This is a genomic window from Marinobacter sp. MDS2 (assembly GCF_030718085.1).
Lineage (GTDB): Bacteria > Pseudomonadota > Gammaproteobacteria > Pseudomonadales > Oleiphilaceae > Marinobacter.
Map to the genome: position 1 here is coordinate 304944 of NZ_JAVAJF010000001.1, position 20726 is coordinate 325669.

At 53.6% G+C, this 20726-nt stretch carries 19 protein-coding genes and 1 tRNA gene; 6 read left to right on the plus strand and 14 right to left on the minus strand.

Features of this window, described 5'->3' with window-relative positions:
• Window positions 1-16: 16 nt before the first annotated feature.
• The 11 genes from Q9245_RS01395 to Q9245_RS01445 all read right to left on the minus strand — a co-directional run bounded on the left by Q9245_RS01395 (window position 17) and on the right by Q9245_RS01445 (window position 14290).
• Window positions 17-1306 carry an outer membrane beta-barrel protein gene (locus Q9245_RS01395; protein WP_305895486.1) on the minus strand — a complete coding sequence of 430 codons (1290 nt, stop codon included), beginning with the start codon at window positions 1304-1306 and terminating at the stop codon, window positions 17-19.
• Complete coding sequence (locus Q9245_RS01400; RefSeq protein WP_305895487.1) at window positions 1299-2093, minus strand: polysaccharide biosynthesis protein; 795 nt, start codon at window positions 2091-2093, stop codon at window positions 1299-1301. Before Q9245_RS01400 ends, Q9245_RS01395 begins: the two co-directional genes overlap by 8 nt.
• Complete coding sequence (locus tag Q9245_RS01405) at window positions 2093-3610, minus strand: XrtA system polysaccharide chain length determinant (protein WP_305895488.1); 1518 nt, start codon at window positions 3608-3610, stop codon at window positions 2093-2095. Before Q9245_RS01405 ends, Q9245_RS01400 begins: the two co-directional genes overlap by 1 nt.
• Before the next feature lie 37 nt (window positions 3611-3647).
• Window positions 3648-4292: an XrtA/PEP-CTERM system exopolysaccharide export protein gene (locus Q9245_RS01410; RefSeq protein WP_305895489.1), complete on the minus strand. Its 645-nt coding sequence runs from the start codon at window positions 4290-4292 to the stop codon at window positions 3648-3650.
• A 64-nt stretch (window positions 4293-4356) separates the two neighbouring features.
• On the minus strand, window positions 4357-5769 hold the full coding sequence (locus Q9245_RS01415; RefSeq protein ID WP_305895490.1) for a TIGR03013 family XrtA/PEP-CTERM system glycosyltransferase: 1413 nt from the start codon (window positions 5767-5769) through the stop codon (window positions 4357-4359).
• A 185-nt stretch (window positions 5770-5954) separates the two neighbouring features.
• Window positions 5955-7439: a 2-methylcitrate dehydratase gene (gene prpD / locus Q9245_RS01420; protein ID WP_305895491.1), complete on the minus strand. Its 1485-nt coding sequence runs from the start codon at window positions 7437-7439 to the stop codon at window positions 5955-5957.
• A 49-nt stretch (window positions 7440-7488) separates the two neighbouring features.
• Window positions 7489-8667: a 2-methylaconitate cis-trans isomerase PrpF gene (gene prpF, locus Q9245_RS01425; RefSeq protein ID WP_305895492.1), complete on the minus strand. Its 1179-nt coding sequence runs from the start codon at window positions 8665-8667 to the stop codon at window positions 7489-7491.
• Between the two features lie 134 nt (window positions 8668-8801).
• A complete protein-coding gene (acnD, locus tag Q9245_RS01430) occupies window positions 8802-11426 on the minus strand; it encodes a Fe/S-dependent 2-methylisocitrate dehydratase AcnD (protein ID WP_305895493.1) in 2625 nt (874 codons plus the stop codon).
• A 107-nt stretch (window positions 11427-11533) separates the two neighbouring features.
• The gene (gene prpC / locus Q9245_RS01435) at window positions 11534-12667 is read right to left on the minus strand and encodes a 2-methylcitrate synthase (protein WP_305895494.1); all 1134 of its coding nucleotides are present in this window, start codon (window positions 12665-12667) and stop codon (window positions 11534-11536) included.
• A 41-nt stretch (window positions 12668-12708) separates the two neighbouring features.
• On the minus strand, window positions 12709-13596 hold the full coding sequence (gene prpB, locus Q9245_RS01440) for a methylisocitrate lyase (RefSeq protein ID WP_305897147.1): 888 nt from the start codon (window positions 13594-13596) through the stop codon (window positions 12709-12711).
• A 13-nt stretch (window positions 13597-13609) separates the two neighbouring features.
• Window positions 13610-14290 carry a GntR family transcriptional regulator gene (locus tag Q9245_RS01445; RefSeq protein WP_305895495.1) on the minus strand — a complete coding sequence of 227 codons (681 nt, stop codon included), beginning with the start codon at window positions 14288-14290 and terminating at the stop codon, window positions 13610-13612.
• A gap of 231 nt (window positions 14291-14521) precedes the next feature.
• Between Q9245_RS01445 and galU the strand changes: the two genes are divergently transcribed.
• Window positions 14522-15358: a UTP--glucose-1-phosphate uridylyltransferase GalU gene (gene galU, locus Q9245_RS01450; protein WP_199006934.1), complete on the plus strand. Its 837-nt coding sequence runs from the start codon at window positions 14522-14524 to the stop codon at window positions 15356-15358.
• 4 nt (window positions 15359-15362) lie between these two features.
• On the opposite strand, the gene Q9245_RS01455 is transcribed toward galU, so the two are convergent.
• The gene (locus Q9245_RS01455) at window positions 15363-15779 is read right to left on the minus strand and encodes an XRE family transcriptional regulator (protein ID WP_305895496.1); all 417 of its coding nucleotides are present in this window, start codon (window positions 15777-15779) and stop codon (window positions 15363-15365) included.
• A 212-nt stretch (window positions 15780-15991) separates the two neighbouring features.
• Between Q9245_RS01455 and Q9245_RS01460 the strand changes: the two genes are divergently transcribed.
• The 3 genes from Q9245_RS01460 to Q9245_RS01470 all read left to right on the plus strand — a co-directional run bounded on the left by Q9245_RS01460 (window position 15992) and on the right by Q9245_RS01470 (window position 17493).
• Entirely contained in the window at window positions 15992-16951 is a 960-nt protein-coding gene (locus Q9245_RS01460) for a DMT family transporter (protein WP_305895497.1), read from the plus strand.
• A 45-nt stretch (window positions 16952-16996) separates the two neighbouring features.
• Window positions 16997-17073 (plus strand) — tRNA-Val (locus Q9245_RS01465).
• Between the two features lie 258 nt (window positions 17074-17331).
• The gene (locus Q9245_RS01470) at window positions 17332-17493 is read left to right on the plus strand and encodes a hypothetical protein (protein ID WP_305895498.1); all 162 of its coding nucleotides are present in this window, start codon (window positions 17332-17334) and stop codon (window positions 17491-17493) included.
• 2 nt (window positions 17494-17495) lie between these two features.
• Here the strand turns inward: Q9245_RS01470 and Q9245_RS01475 are convergent, their stop codons facing one another.
• The gene (locus tag Q9245_RS01475) at window positions 17496-17672 is read right to left on the minus strand and encodes a DUF2897 family protein (RefSeq protein ID WP_305895499.1); all 177 of its coding nucleotides are present in this window, start codon (window positions 17670-17672) and stop codon (window positions 17496-17498) included.
• 135 nt (window positions 17673-17807) lie between these two features.
• On the opposite strand from Q9245_RS01475, the gene Q9245_RS01480 reads away from it, so the two are divergent.
• Window positions 17808-18620, plus strand: coding sequence for an RluA family pseudouridine synthase (locus tag Q9245_RS01480; RefSeq protein WP_305895500.1), 813 nt, complete (start codon window positions 17808-17810; stop codon window positions 18618-18620).
• Window positions 18621-18813: 193 nt separating this feature from the next.
• A complete protein-coding gene (locus Q9245_RS01485) occupies window positions 18814-19638 on the plus strand; it encodes a vWA domain-containing protein (protein WP_305895501.1) in 825 nt (274 codons plus the stop codon).
• A gap of 76 nt (window positions 19639-19714) precedes the next feature.
• Here the strand turns inward: Q9245_RS01485 and Q9245_RS01490 are convergent, their stop codons facing one another.
• The gene (locus tag Q9245_RS01490; RefSeq protein ID WP_305895502.1) at window positions 19715-20722 is read right to left on the minus strand and encodes an NAD-dependent epimerase; all 1008 of its coding nucleotides are present in this window, start codon (window positions 20720-20722) and stop codon (window positions 19715-19717) included.
• Window positions 20723-20726 lie beyond the last annotated feature (4 nt).

Here is a 20726-nt window from a genome sequence, read left to right on the forward strand (position 1 = left end):
GCACATCCTGTGCGTGTTATCGGAATCGGTATTCCAACCCAACCAACACCCAGTTCTCGTCATATTCACTGGTGGGCGCATCACTGACTTTATTTTGATGACCGACTTTTGCGGTCAAGCTCAAATCTCTGGAGGCCTCATGTTCAGCCCCTACTTCAACCCGTGTAATTCGTTCATCCAGCTCGTCGCTGGCATAGGTCAGGTAGTCATACCCCAACCCAATATGTCCTGTGGTGCGCTCTGCAATCGGACGGCCGTATCTGAAGTTAACGCCACCGCCGTCTTCTCGTTCGGGGTCATCGATATAGTCCGACTGGCTGCCATAAAACTCGACATTCAGCGTTGCGCCGTTGGAGAAACGATTGTCAAAGCCCGTCGAAACGGTCGTCGTTTCGACGGTAATGGAATCTTCTAAACTGAACTGGAAGTTCTCTAAAACAAAATCCACGTTCGAACTTCTATCCGTCAATTGGTGAGCTGCACGTAGATACCAATCCGAGCTGGGTGTAAGCGCCCGTTGAATCGACAGTTCGCCCACCAGACCATCACTGGATTGCGTCGAACTACCGGCCTTGGTTTCAATTTCACTCACACCTATTGCGCCCGACACATCCATGGTCGGCCAGTTTCTGCTGAACGTCAGGTTGACTGTTTTGACGTCAACTTCAGCGCCGGTATCGTATTCAGTTCGGCTGTAGTTGGCGCTCACGCCACCATTAAAGGTTTTGCTGAAGGCATGATTCCAAGCGGCGGACCCTAAATAACGTTCCGTATCGCTGGTATCCCCCTCCGAAAACTCCGTGTTCTCGTAGCGTGTAGAAAGTGTCAGCCAATTCGTGTCGTTAATTCGCCAGTTGTATCTCGGCCCGGTGCTGAAGACATTCTTCCGAGTACGGTTATCAGGGGTATCACTTGAACGGCTGCTTTGGGTTACTTCGCGAAGGGTATTGGCAACGTCCCAGTACAACTGGTTGGCTAATTCGCAGTCGCCGAGAAAGTCCATCTCTCCATAGGCTTCGTCGTCAAAGGTGCCATCCAACCAATTCGAATAACCCAGTGTTCCGGAAAACGTTGCGTTGCAGCGCCCTGGGTCACTGGCGTAATCTGCTTTGAGGTAAACACGAGATTCGAGATCACTCTGTTCGTCTCGACTGGCCTTGCTTGCGTTATCGGTGAACCTTGAATCCAAGCCGCCCGTGAGCTCAACCTGGGCCTGCGCACTTGTACCCAGAGTGCTCGCTATTACGAACATCAGCCCTATTGGAGCTAAGGCAAAACGGCTTTCCACGCCTTGTTGCTTATCCATTGATCACCGCTCCCACGAATTTATCGGGATTAAATGCCAAAGCGGCATCTTCAGCAGTACTGCCCGTAATTTTTCCATGAGGAACCACTAACATGGCGTAATCACAGAGTTCCGTGAGAATCCGTGCGTCTGGCGATTCTGATATTGGTGCCGTATCCAGCACAATAAACCGATCCGGGTAACGCCGGCGAACCGCCTGCAAAAATTGCTTCATGCGAAACGAGGTAAAGAATTCGCCGGGAGTTTCTCGCCGGCTTCCGGCCGGAATCAAACGTAGGCGAGGGATACCAGTCGGATAGAGAATTCGGGCGATATCGAAGTCAGGGTCATCGAGAAAGTCGGTTAACCCCGTTTCCGGCATAACGTCCAAGGTGCTGTGCAACGAGGGATCCCGAAGGTTGCAATCGATAATCAAAGCGGTTTTTGACTGGTCGAATGCAAAGGCGGCCGCCAGGTTCAGGGCCACGAAGGAAGTACCAGCGCCTGGGCTGGCTCCACTAACCACTAACGTAAAGTTGTTGCCGCCTGAAAGCTCCAGTAGTTTGGTCCTTAGGTTACGGAATCGGTTGACCAAGGCCCGGTCACGAGATTCCGGATAAATTACCCGCCGTTCGTCTAGGTCATCCGGTGTTAACTTTCGGGGTTCCTGCATCCGGACGATCTGTTTGCTAATCACATATTTATCGACAGCGCCCGGCCCCAATTCAAGCGAACTGGGTACCAGCAAACGGGAATCTTCTTCGTCGCGCTTCTGCATCTCGGGCTGCAGGTTCCTTTGTTCAGGCATCAAACCACTCCCAGATAAGCAAGTACGACAACGGCAACATAAATAACAACGGCCACGAGTGCGAAGACACCCACAAGAAGCGTCACTTTACGATCGAGGCGCTTTTCATAAGGCGTTCGTACTTTAGGAATTTCGATGAGCACAGGAAGCCCAATATCATCTTCCAACTGCTTGGAAGCTCTTATGCGCGGATCAACCTGGAGAATCCCGGCCAGCGCTCCGAAAGGTGCAGCCATTCCCAAAAACAATCCGGCAATCGCGAACATTGAAAACTTAGGGCCTTTGGGTTCACGAGGGTACTGTGCGGGCTCGTTAATACGGTAATTAAGTCCTTGCCCTTCAATATCCAAATGCATAGAGACACGGGCTTTTTCCCGACGCTTCAGTAAGTCGTCGTATATCTCGCGGTTTACTTCCATATCCCGGGTTAGCTCGGAATAACGCGCTTTGTTAGCTTGGATCCGCTCCATTCTGAGCGTTTGTTCTTCCATCAGTTTTTCGAGGGAGGCAATACGGGTCTTTACCGTAGCCATGTCGGCCCGAGTGGTTGAGAGAGATGCGCTGAGCTCCTGGTAAAGCGGGTTTACCGCATCTTCACCGGACAAGCTCCTTCGAGTGCTCGGTCGCCGCGCCGCCGCTCTCCGTTGTTTTTTAAGCTCTGCAAGTTGCTCTTGCAAAATAACGATATCCGGGTAGGTATCATGGTATTGCAGCCTTAACGAGTCCAACCGTTCTTCAAGGATTCGAATTCTTTCGCTGTAGCTATCCTGGCTTCGGCCTTGCCTAATAGTTGGCCGAACGCCTTGTAATTGTTCTTCCAGTGAGGCGGTTCGAGTGATGAGCTCTTCTTGCTCAAGCTTGGCCAATTCCAACTGGTTGCGAAGCTGAGCCATACGAGCATTACCCTGCTCTTCTGTTCCGTCATTGTGTTCCGACAAAAACTGTTTCAGGCGATTCTCCGCATCGGCGAGTTGCTGCTCGTACCCCTTAACCTGTTTATCTATAAATTCGTACGCGCCGCGACTTTCAACGCGTTTTCTATTCTTTGTTTCTTCGATAAACAGCTGGGCTAATCGTTGAGCCGTTCGGAACGACTCCATTTGAGATGTAGATTTAAACCCAATACTAAAGTAGCTATCTCCTCGAGGTCGCACTGCGACACCTGAGCGCACGTATGCAATCCGTTTTTCGATAGATTCCTGATCAGCTGGTGCTTCACCAAAAATACTCGAGTCTGTAGCGACCTTTTCGATAACGGTACGGCTAAGGAGAAGTTCCTTAGCGGCCGATATGCGATCACTTATCTCCGTAGTGACAGCTCTCCCCTCCATGAGCGGAGTGATAATATTTTTATCATCGACGAAAATAACCACATCAGACTGGTACTTGTAGGGCCACAAAAAACCCGCACCAAGAATCGCAAAACTCACGAAAACGAATAGGAAGAACGCAAGCCATTTACGGTTGCGTACCTCCCGGATAACTTCCTGCGGTATCTGCGAGAGCGGTAATGCCATATCTAATTAACCTTGTGTGTTCCGAAGGAACCGTCCCTCAAAATCGCCGCTCGGGAATGGTCAGAATGTCGCCTGGGCGCATGGAGTAGTTTGTTGAAACTTCACCCTTGCTCAAGATGTCATCAACATTGACCGGAATGGCAATCACCTCACCGTCTAGTTTTCGGTAAAGCATTGCGTCATTCAAAGACGCGAACTCGTTCGCTCCGCCAGCGCTTAGAAAGACATCCAGAACCGTCATGCCACTGCGATGTGGCACGGATAGGGGCTGACGAACCGCGCCAGTTACCCGAACCCTGTCGGTGAATTCGTGGCTACCCATGGAAGTGACTACCACGCTGACTTGCGGTTCACGTATGTATTCTGCAAGTGATGCTTTGATATTACTGGCCAACTCCTCCGGTGTGCGCCCGCTGGCCTGCACATCACCAACCAAGGGAACCGAGATCTTGCCATCCGGCCGAACGGGAACGGCAATGCTCAGGTCATCGTTTCGCCATACCGACACCTGAACGACATCGGTCGCTCCAAGGATGTACTGATCAACGCTGTCTCGGGTTTCGACCGCGAGCGCGCGTTGAATTTTTTCAGGAGATGAGGCGGATGGGCCGGCACAGCCGGAAAACAACGCTACCGCCAACAAAGAGACAAAAAGCCCTTGGGTGAGATACTTCCGTGACATCTTATTTCCTCGCGTCTGAGGTCCGTGCTTCGCTCCATGTCCCGGGAACAGCTTTATCCCGAAACTACCTTGATCCTTTCTTGAACAACACTACTTCTACGGTTTGAATAATGACCAGAAGGTCAAGAAGCAGGCTTTGATTCTTGATGTAGTATAGGTCATACCTGAGCTTTTCTCGGGTATCTTCCTCGTTATCTGCGTAGGCAAAACACAATTGTGCCCACCCGGTCACACCGGGCTTAACGCGGTGTCGCTCCGAATAAAAGGGAATGCTCTCGGAGAGCTGCTCCACAAACACGGGCCGCTCTGGGCGTGGCCCTACGAAGGCCATGGTGCCGTTGAGAACATTAAAAATCTGGGGAAGCTCATCAATCCGAACTTTGCGGATAAATTCACCCACCCGCGTGACCCGGCTGTCGTTCTTTTTCGCCCATACCGCGCCATTTTTTTCAGCATCGGTGGTCATAGACCGGAACTTATAAACGCGAAACACCCGATTGTTCAGCCCTACTCTCTCCTGGCTATACAGAACGGGCGCTCTCAATCCGTCTTCTATTTTGATGGCAAGCGCAGTCAGCAACATGATCGGGAAAGTGGTCAGTAACAAAGCACAAGCTGTCAGAATATCCAGCCCGCGCTTCCCGACACCGTAAACAGACGAAACGGTGAAGCCATCCGAGAAGACGAGCCAGCCCCGTGTAATCATCTCCAGCGCGACTTTGCGGGACTCCCGTTCGTAGAAACTCGCACCATCAATGATCTGAACGCCTTCCATTTTGCATTCCAAAAGATCTTCCATTGGCAGTCCGCGCCGACGGTCATCCACTGCGACCACAATCTCTCTCACAGGATGGCGCAGCACATAGTCGTGGAGCGTAAAGGGGACATTGAGAAGATGCTCCTCGGAGACTTGCACTTGCTCATCCGGCATCGGCACAAAGCCGTCTAGCTTGAAGCCTTTCCGATTAAAGGGCGTGGTTAGGTCTTCAAGCATCTGTTTCGCCCTGCGCCCTGCGCCCAGCACCAGAACGCGTCGCTTGAACACATCACTGCCAACTATCGCGAAGAACAAAACACGAACAATACCGAGCGAAAAAATCGAAAGCACAGTAGCGGAAGTGAGCACACCAAAGTTACCGAGATACCAGAGCCAATCATCTGCGATGAAATAGGCGAACCCATGTACCGGAATGGCAAGAATCATGGCCATGATGGTTCGCAGCATCATTCCGGACATGCCCTCCTCAACGCTGGCTTCGTGCACACCGAGGGCGATCATGACAATCAGATTGGCTAATGCGAAAACAAGAATGGAAGGAAGAACGAAGAGAAAACTTTCCGCAAAGAAACCCACTTCCCCGAAAAAGCGGAAAAAGGCAGCCAGTGAAAATGCGAGGCTGATGACCACAAAGTCAATCAAGCCAAGAATAACAAAAGGCAGGTGGATATAGTGTCTGAACAACCTGACGTGGGCCACGTCATCTCCTTGTGCGGTTCATACTACACTGTACTGCTAGCGTCCTTTGCTACACACCGTAACAAACCGTAACAAGATTGTACGTCAATTAGTTGAAACTTCAATCATCCCATGAGTGAGATTTTAATGTGTTTTACAATCACGTTACAAAGCATAGGGGGCACCAAGCGCCACCTAAGCGCCACCTAAGCGCCAAATAAACCCACAAACTCATGCACCGGCATAACCTCCAATGCCCCTAAATCTTCGCAACTGGTCATAATCGCCTTGCACTTCCGCGGCACGAAACGAGTCTTTAAGCTGTTTTCGAATTTTTTCACCAACAACGGCATACCCTCCTCCCGCCTTCTCCGATGCCCAATCGGGTATTCCACCGCGATCTTTTCCGTACTGCTGCCATCGGTGAAAAACACCTGAATCGCGTTGGCGATAGAACGCTTGTCTGGCTCCAGATATTCCCGCGTGTAACGTTCATCCTCAATCACCTGCATTTTTTCGCGTAGGCGATCGATTTCGGGGTGGGCTTGGTGAAAGCTGTCTTCGTAGTGCTCGGCGGTAAGGCTGCCAAAAATCAGTGGCACGGCGGTCATGTATTGCAAGCAGTGATCCCGGTCGGCCGGGTTGGCCAACTCACCTTGTTTGGAGATGATGCGTATGGCGGATTCGTGGGTGGTCAATTCGATGCGGTCAATTTCATCGAGCCGGTCTTTCACTTCCGGGTGAAGTTTCACAGCGGCCTCGGCCGCGGTTTGGGCATGGAACTCCGCCGGGAACGAGATTTTGAACAGCACGTTCTCCATCACATAGGAGCCAAAGGGCTGCGGTAATGAGAGCTTCCGGAGTGCATCAGGCTTTAATGCCTGATCGCGGTTGGTTTTACTGAACAACACATCGTAAAACCCCCACTGATTTGCGGTCAGTGCTCCGGGTACACCCATCTCGCCGCGCATGGCGATATCAGCCAGACGAACACCCCGCGAGCTAGCGTCGCCCGCTGCCCAGGATTTGCGAGAGCCGGCGTTTGGAGCGTGGCGGTACGTGCGGAGGGATTGCCCGTCTACCCAGGCGTGGGACAAAGCCGAGAGCATCTGCTCCCTGTCCGCCCCCATCAATTTGGCGCTTACAGCGGTGGAGGCCACCTTTACCAGCACCACGTGATCCAGCCCGACCCGATTAAATGAGTTTTCCAACGCGAGAACGCCCTGAATCTCATGGGCCATGATCATGGCTTCCAGCACGGCTTTCATGGCTAGGGGCGCTTGCCCGTTGGCTACGCGTTTTTGGGAAAGGTGGTCGGCAACCGCGAGAATGGCGCCGAGGTTATCAGAGGGGTGGCCCCATTCGGCCGCCAGCCAGGTATCGTTGTAATCCAGCCAGCGCACGATGCAGCCGATATCCCAGGCCGCTTTAACCGGGTCTAACCGATATGGCGTGCCAGGCACCCTCGCCCCGTGAGGAACAACAGTGCCTTCCACATAGGGGCCAAGGTGTTTGGTGCATTCCGGAAACTTTAAGGCGAGAAGCCCGCAGCCAAGGGTGTCCATCAAACAGTAACGGGCAGCCTCCCATGCCTCGTCACTGTCGATTTGGTAATTGAGGACATAGTCCGCAATTTCCTGTAACACCTCATCGTAATCAGGACGTGTGTTCTGGTCTACGTTGGCTCCCATGGCAAAATCCTCCTATTTCCGGAATCGTCAGGGTATGCCTCAGCTTAGTTCAGAAACTGTCTTGAGGCACCCTCACCCAACCTTCCATGATAATCCGCGCACTGCGGCTCATGATGGCTTTGGTTGCAGTCCACTGGCCATTCACTTCTTTGGCTTCCGCGCCTACGCGCAAAGTTCCTGAAGGATGGCCAAAGGTAACTTCGGTACGGTCACCGCCGCCAGCCGCCAGGTTCACCAATGTGCCCGGGATAGCCGATGCCGTCGCGATAGCCACCGCCGCCGTGCCCATCATGGCGTGATGCAGCTTGCCCATAGACAGAGCGCGTACCAGCAAATCCACATCCGAGGCGTTAATTTGCTTGCCGCTGGACGATACGTAATCGACTGGTTTGGCGACAAAGGCCACTTTCGGGGTGTGCTGACGATTAGCTGCTTCGGCGATGTCTGTGATCAGGCCCATTTTCACCGCACCGTGGGCGCGAATGGTTTCGAACATGGCTAAAGCTTTCGGATCGCTGTTGATGTCGCCCTGAAGCTCACTGCCTTTGTAGCCAATGTCTTCGGCGTTCACGAAGATCGTGGGGATACCGGCGTTGATCATGGTCGCTTTGAGCGTGCCTACGCCCGGCACTTCAAGATCGTCTACCAGATTGCCGGTCGGGAACATGGAGCCTTCGCCGTCGGCTGGGTCCATGAATTCGATCTTCACTTCAGCGGCCGGGAAGGTCACACCATCCAACTCGAAATCGCCGGTTTCCTGCACCTCACCGTTGGTGATGGGTACGTGGGCAACGATGGTTTTCTTAATGTTCGCTTGCCAGATCCGAACGGTGCAGATGCCGTTTTCGGGGATGCGCTCTTTCGCAACAAAACCGCCATTGATGGCGAACGCTCCGACTGCCGCAGTCAGGTTGCCGCAGTTGCCACTCCAATCCACGAATGGCTTGTCGATGGACACCTGACCGAACAGGTAGTCCACGTCGTGGTCTGGCTGAGTCGGCGCCGCCAGAATCACGGTTTTACTGGTACTGGAGGTGGCGTTACCCAAACCGTCGATTTGTTTCTCGTAGGGATCGGGGCTTCCGATCACACGAAGCAACAGTTTGTCGCGGGCCTCACCGGGCACCTGACAGGCTTCAGGCAAATCTTGCAGGCGGAAAAACGCGCCTTTACTGGTGCCGCCACGCATGTAGGTAGCGGGTACTTTAATCTGTGGGAGGAAACTCATGAAATGCCTCTCTTTGAAAGCATTTGGGGTGGTCCGAAAGTTGGGTGTGGCTAGCTGGGTGGGGTCTGACCCCGAGGGGTCAGACCCCTTTGCCAGTTTGGCTTCGGAGTCAGAATTCAAACTCTACAAGCTGATTACGCTGCGCCTTCGGCTTCCAGGAAGTCCTGGGCGAAGCGCTGGAGTACACCGCCAGCTGAATAGATGTTCAGCTCAGCGAAGGTGTCCAGACGGCACGTCACAGGCACTTCGACGGATTCGCCGTTCTTGCGGTTGATCACCAGAGTGAGCTCCGCACCCGGGGCGATTTCGCCTTTCACATCGAAGGTTTCAGTACCGTCGATGTTATAGGTGTGGCGGGTTTCGCCTTCACGGAACTGAACCGGCAGTACGCCCATGCCAACCAGGTTGGTACGGTGAATACGCTCGAAGCCTTCCGCGACAATCACTTCCACACCCGCCAGACGAACGCCCTTGGCGGCCCAGTCACGGGAGGAGCCTTGGCCGTAGTCCGCTCCAGCCACGATGATCAGCGGCTGCTTGCGCTCCATGTAGGTTTCAATCGCTTCCCACATGCGAGTAACCTGCCCTTCCGGCTCGATGCGAGCGAGGGAGCCCTGCTTCACTTCGCCGTTTTCATCCCGAACCATTTCGTTCAACAGTTTCGGGTTGGCGAAGGTCGCGCGCTGCGCGGTCAGGTGGTCGCCACGGTGCGTTGCGTAGGAGTTGAAGTCTTCCTCTGGCACGCCCATTTTGTGCAGGTATTCACCGGCGGCCGAGTCCATCATGATGGCGTTAGACGGCGACAAGTGGTCTGTGGTGATGTTGTCACCCAGAACCGCCAGCGGACGCATGCCTGTCATGGTGCGCTCGGCAGCCAGTGCGCCCTCCCAGTATGGCGGGCGACGGATGTATGTAGACATCGGTCGCCAGTCGTACAGCGGGCTCTTGGCCTGCTCAACGGCATCCAGGTTGAACATCGGGATGTAGACTTCTTTGAACTGCGCTGGCTTCACGAATTCGCCGACGATGCGATCGATTTCTTCATCGGAAGGCCACAGGTCTTTCAGAGTGACCGGCTTGCCATCTTTGTCGTAACCCAAGGCATCCTGTTCGATGTCGAAGCGCACGGTACCGGCAATGGCGTAGGCCACAACCAGCGGCGGTGACGCCAGGAACGCTTGCTTCGCATACGGGTGAATACGACCGTCAAAGTTCCGGTTACCAGACAGCACGGCGGTTGAGTACAGGTCGCGGTCGATGATTTCCTGCTGGATTTTCGGGTCCAACGCGCCAGACATGCCGTTACAGGTGGTGCAGGCGTAGGCCACGATACCAAAGCCCAGCTTTTCCATTTCTGGCAGCAGGCCGGCTTCTTCCAGATACAGGCGAGCGACTTTGGAGCCCGGTGCGAAGGACGACTTCACCCACGGCTTACGAACCAAGCCTAACTCGTTGGCTTTTTTCGCCACCAAACCAGCCGCTACCACGTTGCGGGGGTTCGAGGTGTTGGTGCAAGACGTGATTGCAGCGATGATCACAGCGCCATCAGGCATCAGGCCTTTGCGCTCTTCTTCCAGCGCAGCTTCCAGATTCACGGCAATGCCGCGCTCTTCCAGCTCTGATGTTGCAACTCGACGATGCGGGTTAGATGGGCCAGCCACGTTGCGAACCACCGTAGAAAGATCAAATTCCAGCACACGCTCGTACTGGGCTTCGGTCATTTCAGTGGCCCACAGGCCAGTTTCTTTCGCGTACTTCTCAACCAGATCCACTTGCTCCGGCTCCCGGCCGGTCAACTTCAGGTAATCGATGGTCTGTTCGTCGATGTAGAACATACCCGCGGTGGCACCGTATTCCGGTGTCATGTTGGAGATGGTAGCCCGGTCGCCGATGGTCAGGCTGGAGGCACCTTCACCAAAGAACTCGAGATACGCGCCGACAACGCGTTCTTTGCGCAGGAATTCGGTAATGGCCAGAACGATGTCGGTTGCGGTGATGCCAGGCTGGCGTTTGCCGGTCAGTTTCACACCTACGATGTCCGGCAGGCGCATCATGGATGGCTGACCCAACATAACAGTTTCCGCTTCCAGACCACCCACACCAATCGCAATAACACCCAGCGCATCGATGTGCGGGGTGTGGCTGTCGGTGCCGACACAGGTATCCGGGAATGCAATCGGATGCCCGTCTTCATCTGGACGATTCTGGATCACCGGAGACATCTTCTCCAGATTGATCTGGTGCATGATGCCGTTACCAGCCGGAATCACGTCCACATTACGGAAAGCGGTGCGTGTCCAGTTGATGAAGTGGAAACGATCTTCGTTTCGGCGCTCTTCAATCGCACGGTTTTTCTCAAAAGCATCCGGATCACAACCCGCGGCTTCAACCGCCAGGGAATGGTCCACAATCAGCTGGGTCGGGACAACCGGGTTTACCTTGGCGGGGTCACCGCCCTTCTCGGCGATGGCATCACGCAGGCCGGCCAAGTCAACCAATGCTGTCTGGCCAAGAATATCGTGGCAAACCACACGCGCCGGATACCACGGGAAATCCAGATCGCTCTTACGCTCGATCAACTGCTTCAAGGAATCCGTAAGGGACTCAGCATCACAGCGACGAACCAATTGTTCGGCCAGAATTTTGGAGGTATACGGCAATTTCGCGTAGGAACCAGGCTGAATATCTTCAATGGCCTGACGAGTGTCGTAGTACTTCAGGTCAGTACCCGGAAGCGGCTTTCTATATTCGGTGTTCATCTCATGTCCTCTAATTCGGAGATCGGCTCGGGCAACATGGATGGGGTCTGACCCCGCGGGGTCAGACCCCAGCGGGGAGTCAACAATTCCCTAAGATTGCTTAGCCTTTAGCTGCGCTTATCAATCGGCAGCCATTCCTGATCTTCCGGGCCGGTGTAGTCCGCGCTTGGGCGGATGATACGGTTCTTGGCACGCTGCTCTTTTACGTGCGCTGTCCAGCCGGATACCCGCGACATCACGAAGATGGGCGTAAACAGTTCGGTCGGGATGCCCATGAAGTGATAAGCCGAGGCATGGAAGAAATCCGCGTTGCAGAACAACTTCTTCTCGCGCCACATAACTTCTTCACAACGTACCGAAACCGGATACAGAACGGTATCGCCCACTTCTTGCGCCAATGTCTCAGACCACTTCTTGATGATGCCGTTACGGGGATCGGAGTCTGTGTAGATCGCGTGGCCGAAGCCCATGATCTTTTCTTTACGCTCAAGCATACCCATCAGGCCAGCTTCGGCTTCATCCGGAGTCTGGAAGCGCTGAATCAGTTCCATGGCAGCTTCGTTGGCGCCGCCGTGCAGAGGTCCGCGCAGAGAACCGATGGCACCGGTCACGCAGCTGTGGATGTCCGACAGCGTCGAGGCACACACGCGAGCGGTAAAGGTAGACGCGTTGAATTCGTGCTCGGCGTACAGAATCAGAGACACGTTCATTACACGCTCATGCAGCTCGCTCGGTTTCTTACCGTGCAGCAGCTCCAGAAACAGGCCACCGATAGAATCGGATTCGCTGTTCGCGGTATCGATACGCACACCTTCGTGGGCGAAACGGTACCAATAGGTGATGATCGCGGGGAACGCCGCCAGCATGCGATCAATTTTGTCGTCCTGCTCACTGAAATCGTTTTCAGTTTCCAGGTTACCCAACATGGAGCAACCGGTACGCATCACGTCCATCGGGTGAGCGTTGCTCGGGATCTGCTCCAGAACGGTTTTCAGGGCATCCGGCAGTGTACGCAGGCTCTTGAGCTTGGCTTTGTAAGCATCCAGCTCCTGCTGGTTGGGCAGTTTGCCACGCAGCAGCAGGTACGCCACTTCTTCAAACTGGGCATGTTCCGCCAGGTCTTTTACGTCGTAGCCACGATAGGTGAGGCCCGCACCGGTTTTACCCACAGTACACAACGCTGTTTCACCAGCCACCTGGCCACGCAGGCCTGCTCCGCCTAGTTTCTTTGCTTCAGCCATGTTGGTCTCCCTCAATGTTCCGTTTTTAGATTTGTAACAATTCAGTCTTTTTTCTGAGTAAACAATTCGTCCAGCTTCTGCTCGAAGTCGTGGTAGTTCAGGAAATCGTAGAGTTCCATGCGAGTTTGCATCAGATCCACTACGTCTTTCTGGTCACCTTTTTCCAGGATGTTCTGATACACCGTCAGCGCCGCCTTGTTCATCGCGCGGAAGGCACTGAGAGGGTACAGAACCATAGCGGCACCGGCTTCAGCCAGCTCGGCCTTGTTGTATAGCGGCGTAGCACCAAACTCGGTGATGTTCGCCAGAATCGGCGCATCGATGGCTTCAGCAAACGCTTTGTAGTCCGACAGTTCGTGTACCGCTTCAGCGAAGATGCCATCAGCACCGGCTTCGATGCAGGCCTTCGCTCGATCAATCGCAGCTTCCAGACCTTCTTTCTGGAAGGCATCGGTACGGGCCATGATGAAGAAGTCTTTGTCTTCACGGGCATCGGCCGCCGCACGAATACGATCTACCATTTCTTCTTTGGACACAATTTCTTTGTTCGGACGGTGGCCACAGCGCTTCTGGGCAACCTGGTCTTCGATGTGAACAGCAGCTGCGCCTGCACGTTCCATTTCGCGAATGGTGCGAGCAATGTTGAAAGCGCCGCCCCAGCCCGTATCGATATCAACCAACAGCGGCACGTCGGTAGCGGCGGTAATGCGGCGAACGTCTTCGACAACGTCGTTCATGCTGGTCATACCCAGATCCGGCAGACCGTAGGACGCGTTAGCAACACCACCACCTGACAGGTAAATGGCCTGATGCCCTACCCGCTCGGCCATCATGGCCGCATAGGCATTGATGGTCCCGACAATCTGCAGCGGTTGGTTTTCTTTCAGAGCTTTACGGAAACGAGCACCTGCGGAAAGCTTAGCCATAATAATTACCTCTTATTCAGATGGTTAACACGCCTTCTTCAATCTTTTTCTCGATATTCTGGCGTGCGGCGTTGATGTGTCTTTTCATTAGAAATTCGGCGAGTTCACCATCACGCTGGGCAATGGCTTCGACGATACTGCGGTGTTCGCCCAGCGCCATATGAGGGCGCCCGGCGGATGTGCTTAATCGGTAACGGTACATTCGCACCATGTAATAAAGGTCACCCAGAAGCATCTGGGCCAACTTGGTGTTTCGGCTCCCGGTGGCAATACGGTGATGGAAATCGTAATCGCCCTCGGCCTGATAATAGGCCTGACCGCGAGCTTCTTCGATCATGGTTTCATGGCTATCGAGAGTGGCCCGCAGATCCCGAATCTCTTCATCGGTCATTCGTTCGGCTGCTTGCCGCGCGGCCAGACCTTCCATCACTTCACGGATTCGATACAGTTCAATCAATTCCGCGGCGCTGACAGAGACCACCTTCACTCCGGCGTGCGGACGGCGCACCAGCAATCCACGAGACTCCAAACGGCCCAACGCTTCTCGCAGCGGCCCTCGGGTCAGATTAAATCGAGAACAGAGCTCTACTTCGCCGATTTTCTCGCCCGGTGCCAAATCGCCTTTTACGATTGCGGTTTGCAAACAATCGAATGCTTCGTCGGCGCGGGTTTGAGTTTGTAACTGAACTTCAGCCATGTTTTGTTAACAATCCAAGGTTTGATGATTCGAAAGCTACGCCTCAACACACGGATTGTCAACAATTCGCGTTGCGGCGAAAGTCTAATTGTTAGCAGATAACCCGCCGAAACCTTTCTTCTCTTCCTTTCTGCCCACGAAACCCTCCATTTAGACCTGCAACTTCGCTACACTTAGCGCACTTTGTGGGAAGGCTCCCAACAAGCTCGAATCGAATGAAGGATGAACCCTATGATCAAGAAGTGTCTCTTCCCCGTTGCCGGTTATGGCACGCGCTTCCTCCCGGCCACCAAGGCCATGCCCAAAGAAATCCTGCCGGTTGTTAACAAGCCGCTGGTTCAGTATGGCGTCGAAGAAGCGTCAGACGCCGGTATACACGAATTCGGGTTCGTGACGGGTCGCGGTAAGCGCGCCATCGAAGACCACTTTGACATCAGTTACGAGCTGGAACATCAGATTGCTGGTTCAGGTAAAGAAGGCCTGCTGACCTCTATTCGCGATCTGATTGATAACAACACCTTCGCGTTTACCCGCCAGAGCGAAATGAAAGGTTTGGGGCACGCTATTCTAACGGGCCGTAACCTGGTCGGTGACAACCCGTTCGCGGTGGTTCTGGCTGACGACTTCTGCGTGGGCCCGGAAGACGACGACGGCGTATTGAGCCAGATGGTGAAACTGTACAACCAGTTTCGCTGTTCAATTGTCGCCATTGAAGAAGTGCCTATGGATGAGACCCATAAGTACGGCGTGATTGCCGGTGAGTCCATGAAAGACGGCCTATACCGCATCACCGACATGGTAGAGAAACCAGCGCCCGAGAATGCACCGAGCAATCTCGCGATTATTGGCCGCTACATTCTGACGCCGGATATCTTCGAGATCCTGGAGCGCACCCCCCCGGGCAAAAACGGCGAAGTGCAAATCACAGACGCCCTGCTGGAGCAAGCCAAGAACGGCTGCGTTCTGGCGTATCAGTTCAAAGGCAAACGTTTCGACTGCGGCAGCATTGATGGTTTTGTGGAAGCCACCAACTACGTGTATGAAAACATCTACAAGAAAGGCAAGTAAGGACTTAGCCCCCTAACAGCTGCAACACCATGCGCCGGTTATCCGTTGAGGCTTTGCGGAACCGGCGCAGAATTTCCATTTCCTCGTTTGACAGCTTCACGCGCTCTATCTCCTGCTCCAACTCTTTAAGCGCTTCTGCCAGACCATCACCGTTACTGACGACCAAACCCGGTAACTCCAGCTGGTCTGCGTCGCTGTCTTCGTTCATGTCCAGCATTTGTTCGAGCGGCGTTTCTGTTTTCACACACAAATCCAGCAGCTCGGCCACACCCGGGTAACTCCGCTGCTTGAGCTCCGGCGCCTCCCAGCGCTGAACCTCCGCCTCTTCTACGCCGCACATGGCGGCAATGTCGGAACAGGATAACTGGCCCGCTTCGCGCAAATAACGTAAACGACGATGAAATGATTGCAGGTACCGCATCCTGTTGCCTCTGACCCGTTCGCGGTGGCCTTTAAAAACCACCAAGCGTTGTACGTAATGAAGTGCGTTATACGGAAATGTATCGTATATGTCGCTTTAGGCACAACGTGCGAGTTCGTATAACCCGCTCCCCTCGGTTTTCGCTGCTTTCTTTTTTAGCGACCTAACGATAAATTGAGCGACCTTTTTATCGATGCAGGCTCTTATTAATCATGTCTGACGCTCATAAATCCGACCTTCTTCTGGTCGTCGTCACTCTTCTTGCGGCAGTCGGCTGGATGTTTTCAAAAGAAGCGGTTTTGATGATGCCGCCTTTGCTGTTTATGGCTGTTCGGTTTCTAATTGCCGGTGGTGTTCTGATTCTTTTGGCCCTGCCCTCTTTGCGCCGCTTGAGCGCGGACCAGATTCGGCGAAGCATCGGCGTTGGCGCAGTGTTCGGAATTGCCATGACCTGCTGGATTATGGGGCTTTTCCACGGTGAGAGCATGGGAGAAGGCGCCTTTCTCACCAGCCTGGGCGTGGTTATTGTGCCAATACTGGCACGACTGGTGTTTGGTGAAGCCCAGCCCATCAGTACTTGGATAGCGATACCCATCGCGATATCGGGCCTCGCCCTGCTCTCATTGGAAAACGGGTTCCGGCCAGACCCCGGCCAACTCTACTTCGTGATGGCCGCGTTTATCTTTGCGCTTTATTTCACACTGAACACCCGAACTGCCAATCAACGGACGGTGGTGAACAAACACGGTGAGACCATCGAAAAAAAGAAAGTCCCCGCCCTGCCACTCACCGCCATGGCACTTCTGACCGTAGGTTTCGTAACCCTTGCTGAATCGGCCATCAGCGAACCCTGGGCAGCCACTTTCACCAACCCGCCACCCATCCTGTACGCGTGGGTGCTGGCCAGCGCCATCATTGCCACAGCGGGTCGTTTCCTACTGCAGACCTTTGCTCAAAGCCTGTCTGCACACAGTCACGGGGTGGTAATTCTGATACTGGAACCTGTGTGGGTCGCGCTGTTCGCCGCGGTATGGTTTGGCGAGAGCATGACAACCCTGCAAATAAGCGGATGTGGTCTGATTTTCGCTGCTTTATTAGTCAATCGCTGGAATGCTTTGAGCCGCGCCATCAAAGGCTTCATGAAAGTAAAAAATACGCCTCAAAGTAGTTGACCAACAAAAGGATAATCAGTATATTTCGTCCCCGTTGCAGGACATAGGACCATAGCTCAGTTGGTTAGAGCGCTACCTTGACATGGTAGAGGTCCCCAGTTCGAATCTGGGTGGTCCTACCATTCCCTGCAAGCAGAAAAGTCACTTAGGCGTAAGCCAAGTGGCTTTTTTCGTTTCTGGCGCACACCTTTCTCAAAACCAGCTATTCCACCCACTCTTAACGCCCCCATCCACACCTTCATTGCGGTGCGGTGTAATAAAAACACTAAAAACTGGTGACTCGCCAAACGTCGACTATTCTTGTCGTAAGTACTCTGTAATATGTAGCCAACGAACACACGTTTTAGAATAAAAAGCGTGCCGCTTAGAAGGAGTTAAGCGTGGGAACTGGAAAAAAGTGTACTTTTGCAGCGGGAATCATGGCCTTGGCAGTGGTCGCAGACCACCCCGAGTTGCTTGAAACCAAATACCTGGATCCGTATTACTATTACGACTGGGCGTTCTATTTCGCCCAGGATTACGTGTTGCTGGCTGGGTTCTAAATTTACCCCTCCCGCTTTTCCTCTTCTCGCTCTTCTTTCTCGAGCTGAGCTTTTCGGGCGCGGATCTTTTCCAGTTTCTCTTCCGGAATTTTCATATTCGCGCTGTCTCTGAGAAATAACAGGCTGCCAACCACCAACGCGATTGCGGCCAAAATAAACAACCATCCTATGAGCGGCATCTTTATTCTCCTTCTCGGCGTTTCTACTCAGTGTACACCCTCCCCATTGAATGGTTAACTCAGCGCGAAAGCACTTGTCCGGCGCCCTGCCGGTTCGTACCATTGCTCCGACAACCGCCCCCTTCAGGACACCCGATGCGCAAACAGATTGATATCACCGTTAATGCCACCCAAACCGCCGTGGATGCTCTGGCGCAGGCGTCAGATTTACCCAAACAGCGGATCAAGGATGCCATGGCGAAAGGGGCTTGCTGGTGGTTGCAGAAGGGCAAACGGGTACGGCTGAGAAAAGCAAAACGGGAATTAAAACCGGGAACCCGCATTGAGCTGTTCTATGATGACGCCGTGTTGGCCCGTGAGCCAGAAGCCCCAACGCTCATTGAAGACAAAGGTCGTTACAGTGTCTGGAATAAACCCCATGGGCTACTATCTCAAGGCTCTCAATGGGGAGATCATTGCAGCTTGCTGCGCCTCGCAGAAATTCAATTGAACCGCTCTTGCTTTCTGGTGCACCGCCTGGATGCGGACGCCGCAGGATTAATGCTTGTTGCCCACGATGGTAGGGCGGCAGCGGCCCTCTCTACCCTGTTTTCAAGCCGGGCCATGACCAAAATCTATTGGGCACGGGTTACCGGACAACTGACCGCCCAAGACACCAAAATTGACGCCCCTATTGATGGCAAAGCATCGGTAAGCCACGTCACGACCATTAAAGCCGATTCGGAAACGAACACAACGCTCGTGGAAGTCAAAATAGACACTGGCAGAAAACACCAGATACGGCGTCATCTCGCATCGATTGGACATCCGATCGTGGGGGATCGGATTTATGGTGCCAAAGCTCCTTCAGGACTCCAGCTGGTGGCCAAACACCTGGCCTTTGATTGCCCGCTACAAAAGCACCCGGCTCGCTACACCCTTGAATGCGAGCCGCCGGCCAACAATTGAGGGCGAGAAGACGGCCCTCAGCTTGTCAGCTTTTTATACAGTTATTCTCGCCGCCCGCACCAAAGACTTTGTAACAGACTGTTTTAAAAGAACAATATTAAACCTAAAAACATGGCACGCGGCATGCTGGTATTCCCTTACGCTCAAACTTATAACGGGCGATTTCGAATAAAATGGAACGAGGGATCCAACCATGAACCTAAAAAAACTATTCTCAGGGCTCCTGCTGGGAGCGTCCATAGCACTATCGCCGGCGCATGCGGCCCCCATTCTCAGTGACATCGTGTTTGTTGTCGATGAGTCTGGCTCCATGGGTAGTGTTCAAACCAACCTCCGGAACAACATCGGGCTGTTTGCCAGCATACTGACGGGAACCGGCCAGGTTGATGCGCAGTATGGTTTAGTAGGGTACGGAAGCGCATCGCCTGCCCCCAGAATGATCACCGATTTCACCGATGCCACGAACTTCTCGACCGCAGCGCAAGGGCTATTGACCAACGGTGGATCAGAACCAGGCTACACCGCAACCGCCTTTGCGCTAAATGCGCTGGACGGCCAGACCGACCTTTTCTCTTTCCGCGGTAATGCAGTCAAAAACATCATCATACTGACAGATGAACCCTCCAATGGCGACTTCGTCTCACGCGGAGCTGTCGGTGGTCAGGCGGTCTCAGAAACCATCCTCGACGGGCTTCTGACCAACAACAACGCGCTGTACAACGGCGTGCTCAGAAGGTCCAGCACCATTACCTCCTACCAGCAACTGATTACCGATCATGGTGGCACCGTGTTCGACCTGAACGGGTTTAACACCAGTGACCAGAACGTTGTTCAGCAGTTCGTGACCGACTTCGCAAACAAGAAACTGCAGGAAACTCTGGATTTCTGCCAACTCAACCCAACCGATCCTGCATGTCAGCCATCCGCCTCAGTGCCGGAACCATCATCTTTGGCTCTCATCGGCTTGGGTCTATTGGGGCTCGGGCTCCGGGCGCGCCGTAAAGCAATTACTGCTTAAATAAAACTGGAAGCCAAACAAAAACGGCCGACATATTTGTCGGCCGTTTTTTTTTCACGCATAACACGTGTTGTGATCAGACCTTATAAAAATCCCGGTACCAATCCACGAAGTTAGCGATACCCTCTTCAACCGGCGTTGCCGGCTTGTAGTCCACATCGTTGATCAGGTCATCGACATTGGCGTAGGTGGCGGGCACGTCACCTGGCTGCAACGGTAGCAGGTTCTTCTGCGCTTTCTTGCCCACTCGCTCCTCGATGATCTCGATAAACCTGGACAGCTCTACCGGATTATTGCTGCCGATATTGTAGATGCGATACGGCGCCTTGCTGGTGCCTGGGTCTGGCTGGGCGCCTGACCATTCGGGGTTCGATTCGGCCACGTGGTCCAGCGTGCGGATTACGCCTTCAACAATGTCATCGATGTAGGTGAAATCGCGGCGGTGTTGGCCGTGGTTGAATACATCAATGGGCTCACCCGCCAGAATTTTCTTGGTGAAGATAAACAACGCCATGTCCGGGCGACCCCAGGGGCCGTATACGGTAAAGAATCGCAATCCGGTGGTCGGCATGTTGTACAGATGACTGTAGGTGTGAGCCATCAGCTCGTTAGCTTTCTTGGATGCTGCGTAGAGACTCAATGGATGGTCCACGTTGTCATGCACCGAGAACGGCATGGTTTCGTTGGCACCATAAACCGAGCTGCTAGAGGCATAGACCAGATGCTTCACGTCGTTGTGACGACAGCCTTCCAAGATATTGGTGAAGCCCACCAGATTCGCGTCGATATAGGCATGAGGGTTTTCCAGTGAATAGCGAACACCGGCTTGCGCTGCCAAGTGCACCACTCGCTCAGGCTTGTGCTTCTGGAAAAGCGCTTCCATCGCCTCACGATTGGCCACGTCTTCCCGCACTTCAGTGAAGCCCGGCTTATCCAGCAACCGTGCCAGCCGCGCCTCTTTCAGGTTGACGTCGTAATAGTCGTTAACGTTGTCCACACCGATCACTTCGTCGCCACGTTCCAGCAGTCGATGAGCAAGGTGTGAGCCGATGAACCCGGCGGTGCCCGTTACGAGGATTTTCAAAATC

Bases quoted from the DNA above. Each gene is read 5' to 3' on its own strand.
- Q9245_RS01395 (WP_305895486.1), bottom strand. From the start codon at position 1,306: ATGGATAAGCAACAAGGCGTGGAAAGCCGTTTTGCCTTAGCTCCAATA.
- Q9245_RS01400 (WP_305895487.1), bottom strand. From the start codon at position 2,093: ATGCCTGAACAAAGGAACCTGCAGCCCGAGATGCAGAAGCGCGACGAA.
- Q9245_RS01405 (WP_305895488.1), bottom strand. From the start codon at position 3,610: ATGGCATTACCGCTCTCGCAGATACCGCAGGAAGTTATCCGGGAGGTA.
- Q9245_RS01410 (WP_305895489.1), bottom strand. From the start codon at position 4,292: ATGTCACGGAAGTATCTCACCCAAGGGCTTTTTGTCTCTTTGTTGGCG.
- prpD (WP_305895491.1), bottom strand. From the start codon at position 7,439: ATGGGAGCCAACGTAGACCAGAACACACGTCCTGATTACGATGAGGTG.
- prpF (WP_305895492.1), bottom strand. From the start codon at position 8,667: ATGAGTTTCCTCCCACAGATTAAAGTACCCGCTACCTACATGCGTGGC.
- acnD (WP_305895493.1), bottom strand. From the start codon at position 11,426: ATGAACACCGAATATAGAAAGCCGCTTCCGGGTACTGACCTGAAGTAC.
- prpC (WP_305895494.1), bottom strand. From the start codon at position 12,667: ATGGCTGAAGCAAAGAAACTAGGCGGAGCAGGCCTGCGTGGCCAGGTG.
- Q9245_RS01445 (WP_305895495.1), bottom strand. From the start codon at position 14,290: ATGGCTGAAGTTCAGTTACAAACTCAAACCCGCGCCGACGAAGCATTC.
- galU (WP_199006934.1), top strand. From the start codon at position 14,522: ATGATCAAGAAGTGTCTCTTCCCCGTTGCCGGTTATGGCACGCGCTTC.
- Q9245_RS01455 (WP_305895496.1), bottom strand. From the start codon at position 15,779: ATGCGGTACCTGCAATCATTTCATCGTCGTTTACGTTATTTGCGCGAA.
- Q9245_RS01460 (WP_305895497.1), top strand. From the start codon at position 15,992: ATGTCTGACGCTCATAAATCCGACCTTCTTCTGGTCGTCGTCACTCTT.
- Q9245_RS01475 (WP_305895499.1), bottom strand. From the start codon at position 17,672: ATGCCGCTCATAGGATGGTTGTTTATTTTGGCCGCAATCGCGTTGGTG.
- Q9245_RS01480 (WP_305895500.1), top strand. From the start codon at position 17,808: ATGCGCAAACAGATTGATATCACCGTTAATGCCACCCAAACCGCCGTG.
- Q9245_RS01485 (WP_305895501.1), top strand. From the start codon at position 18,814: ATGAACCTAAAAAAACTATTCTCAGGGCTCCTGCTGGGAGCGTCCATA.